At 47.8% G+C, this 3,441-nt stretch carries 5 protein-coding genes; 1 reads left to right on the plus strand and 4 read right to left on the minus strand.

The window, feature by feature from the left end; translation table 11 throughout:
- Positions 1–286: 286 nt before the first annotated feature.
- On the plus strand, positions 287–592 hold the full coding sequence (locus PKH29_12675; GenBank protein ID HNX15693.1) for a hypothetical protein: 306 nt from the start codon (positions 287–289) through the stop codon (positions 590–592).
- A gap of 92 nt (positions 593–684) precedes the next feature.
- On the opposite strand, the gene PKH29_12680 is transcribed toward PKH29_12675, so the two are convergent.
- The 4 genes from PKH29_12680 to PKH29_12695 form a co-directional block, all read right to left on the minus strand.
- Positions 685–1,467, minus strand: coding sequence for a lysophospholipid acyltransferase family protein (locus PKH29_12680; GenBank protein ID HNX15694.1), 783 nt, complete (start codon positions 1,465–1,467; stop codon positions 685–687).
- A complete protein-coding gene (locus PKH29_12685) occupies positions 1,464–2,642 on the minus strand; it encodes a glycosyltransferase (protein ID HNX15695.1) in 1,179 nt (392 codons plus the stop codon). Before PKH29_12685 ends, PKH29_12680 begins: the two co-directional genes overlap by 4 nt.
- Positions 2,643–2,757: 115 nt before the next feature.
- Positions 2,758–3,039, minus strand: a complete 282-nt coding sequence (locus tag PKH29_12690) for a hypothetical protein (GenBank protein ID HNX15696.1) — start codon at positions 3,037–3,039, stop codon at positions 2,758–2,760.
- A 36-nt stretch (positions 3,040–3,075) separates the two neighbouring features.
- Positions 3,076–3,441: thioesterase (locus PKH29_12695; GenBank protein HNX15697.1), on the minus strand; the 366-nt coding region annotated here is incomplete at its 5' end.

The raw sequence follows: 3,441 nt of genomic DNA on the forward strand, positions 1-3,441 counted from the left end.
TTATATACTTTCATTTAATAAGATCTCATAAAAAATGACTGTAAGGACAATGTATGTTACCTGACGAAACAGCATTATCTATATATCCTGTGAACAGAGATCAGGGTGTCATAAAACCGGTTTATATTTTTAATGAAGATCATTATACCGGTCAAAACTGGGATTGACTGCGATTTCAATACAGCAAAATACTGGAATTGTAACCGAAATGTAACTGAGATAAGATATAATTTATTTATTCCCTCGGTCGGGCAGGCAGCATTTATAGCAGAAAGGCGAATGTCAAATGGAAAAACACATCAGTTTACGGCTTTTCCTGGTCGTCATCTTCGTCTTCATCGGAGCTGCGGTATTAATCGCCAAACCTTTGATGAGAAGCGGGAAGGCCCCTGTTTATAAGATGAATAATACCTCCGCCGTTTCCGCCGCCGGTGTCGTCACGATTCAAGAGGAAGCGACGGCGACAGCGGTTCCCGCGGATTCCGGCGAGAATAACCGATGGATTTTGCTTGCAATTGCGGTAACCGTCATCAACTTGGCCGGTTCTGTCGCAATCATATTCATCACAAGCAAAGAAACCTCCAAGGCCTGATAAAACAATAGATTTAAAGGGACGGCTTAAGCCGTCCTTTTTCTTTCATAGAGTAATTAAAGTACATACGTCTTACTATATGGACCGTTCGGTTATTTTATGTTTTTACGCTGAATTCTGCGCCGTTCGATGCGTTTCTGTGTCATCGCTTCGAGGCACTGCCGCTGCAGCTTTTCGATGCGGCTGCGCTTTTTTGAACTCATATCAGGCTCGACCGGCGGTAGAATGTGTAGACGGAGACAGCGTTTGCGTTTATACCACGCAAAAAAGCCGCGCGGTCGTTCGAGTGTCAAAATCATCGGAAGAACGGGAGCGTTATTGTCTGCGGCAATGCGGAACGCGCCCGGGTGAAAATTTCGAAGCGTGTGGCAGTAGGGTTTCAACACAGCTTCGGGGTAAATTTGAACATAATTTCCACGGCTGAGCGCTTTGCCGGCCGCCAAAAGCATATCATTTACCTGATGCGGATTTTTTGAGATCGGAATGCCGCCGAGCAGGCGGATCAGATGTCTTGCAAACGGAATTTTAAAGTTGGTATCCAATGTTACAAAATAGCCGCGCAAGTTCCAAAGCGCGAGATAGATCATCGTGCAGTCGAGCGGGTGGATGTGGTTGCAAACTGTAACCGCGCCTCGTTTTTTCAGCGCTTTCAGATTCTTGCGTCCGTAAACCCGAAACCCGAGGGCGATATAATTAAACACAGATAACAGCGGTACAATGATAATGCGCAGCAGCACCGAGAGGACCGTTTGCCCCCATCCATCGCGCAGATAGTCGAAATCGGAACCGATTTCGAAAGGACACGTCTCACGAAAGTGCAGGACATGTTCGTCCTCTTCTTTTTTGCTTCGGCTTCGCACGGTCGGGTCGTTCATTTCGCGTTCGCCTCTCTGACCGGGACAGCTTCTCTCGATGCGTCCTCGATGGCTTCGTAAAACATCTTTTCAGCCTCGTAAACGCAGGTCTCGAGATTGTATTTTTCGCCCATAACGGCATATTTTTTACCCATCTCCCGCCGCTCTTCCGGGTGTTCATACCAATAATCAATTTGTTTCGAGAGGTCTTTGGGGTCATCCGCAATAAAGAGAGAGCGCTCGTCGAGCGCAAACTGAGGCGTTGCGCTCTTTTCGCTGTCAGCGATGATCGGCACAAGGCCGCTTGCAAACGCCTCCATGCACGACATCGCCTCGATCTCGGCGTTCGCCGCGTGGACATAAAGGTCGCTCATGGCAATAACGTCGAGCAGATCAGATTTTTTAAAAAAATTGAAAATCGGAGGATTCGGAAGAGAAGTTCCGAGTTTTTTAAGCATATCCCGTTTGGGACCCTGACCCGCGAAAATCAACTGAATCCGTTCTGCATAACGGTTCATTTTGACCGCTCTGATGATCAGTTCGTGCCGCTTTTCACGCGAATATCTGCCGACAGATAAAATTACGAATTTATCTTTCAGCTCGGGCGGCTTTTCTTTTTTGCGCAGTCCAACGAAATCCGGGTCGATGCCGTTGGAGATCACATGCAAATGCGACCGGTACCCGGTTTTGCGCAGCTCATTTGCGATGAATTCGCTGGGGCAGTGAATATGGCCGCAATATTGATAGATATAGTGGTTAAACCATAAATAGATCAATTTATTGATATTCTTAAACTTGTCGAGATAGATCGAGGAAGTGACGTTTTCCGGCTGGCAATGGAAAGCCGCCGTATAGGGTATTCCGAGCTCTCTTGCGATCATGATTCCGTGGTGTGACAGCGCAAACGGAACGAGAAAATGTACGATATCGGCCCAGCCGACGGCGCATTCGAGCACCTCGTCGTCAGGGCTAGCAAAAGTCATGCCTTGCTTGGCTACGAGTTTATCGAAAAATGGTATGTACTGCTTCGGAACGCTGTAGGAATCCGCATAGAGTCCGGGGTCTCGGGATTTCCCGGTGCTGACGATTCGAATCTCATGTCCGTGGTCGGCAAGCACTTTGGCGAAGCGTCTGGCGGAAATGGTCATTCCGTTATTCGCTTCGTAAAACTGGTCGATCACAAGCAGGATTTTCACAGCTTCCCCTTCTTCCAAATTGAGTTGGCAACATGTTACCACGGCGCGCCAAAAATTGCAAGTTATTGGATTTGAGCCGTCTGCGAGCCCTATTAATATGAATAAAAAGCGCTTTTTATACCTCTTGCGCCGCGATTCGGTCGAGCCGGGCATTTCGGAAATATAAACATAAATCCGCCGTCACCATCAACAGATTCAGCACATAAAACCAGAAGACATATGTAAGATTGCCCGAGAGCAGTTTCCAGGCAATACCGCTTGTATAGCCGACGATGATAAAAACCAAAAAAACGGGGCTTTTGCCCTTTGCGGTCCGGCAACGCCACGATTTGGCGATCGAGACCGGCCAAGAGACCCCGAAACATAAAACCATAATTAATTCGAAAATTTCCGGCAAAAAGATAACTTCCTTTCAGATGTTGTGTTAAAAATATTATTCAATAAACAGCGTCAGATCAAACGCCTTTTTACCATCGGTGCTGCCGCGGAAATATAAAATGTCGGATTCCCGGTACACAGATTCAGAGAGCAAAAAGGTGTCGCCGCGCCGCAGTTCGCTGTGAAAAGTGATTTCAAGCCGCCGCAGAGTTTTGGCTCGTTCCTCGTCGGTCATCACGTCATACGCAAAATCGGTATAGCGGGCGTTGTTGAGATGTCCGAGCGCGTCGACCTGGCTGTTTCGCACCGTGAAGGTCTCGACAGGGTTATAGAATTCCGCGGCTGTGATTATGGGCTTGGCATCGGGCACTGAAAGATCGGTGCATTCCGAAAGCGTGCCTGGCAGGTCATAACGACGGGT

It is taken from the genome of Oscillospiraceae bacterium (assembly GCA_035353335.1).
Taxonomy (GTDB): domain Bacteria; phylum Bacillota; class Clostridia; order Oscillospirales; family JAKOTC01; genus DAOPZJ01.

Bases quoted from the DNA above. Each gene is read 5' to 3' on its own strand.
- PKH29_12675 (HNX15693.1), top strand. From the start codon at position 287: ATGGAAAAACACATCAGTTTACGGCTTTTCCTGGTCGTCATCTTCGTC.
- PKH29_12680 (HNX15694.1), bottom strand. From the start codon at position 1,467: ATGAACGACCCGACCGTGCGAAGCCGAAGCAAAAAAGAAGAGGACGAA.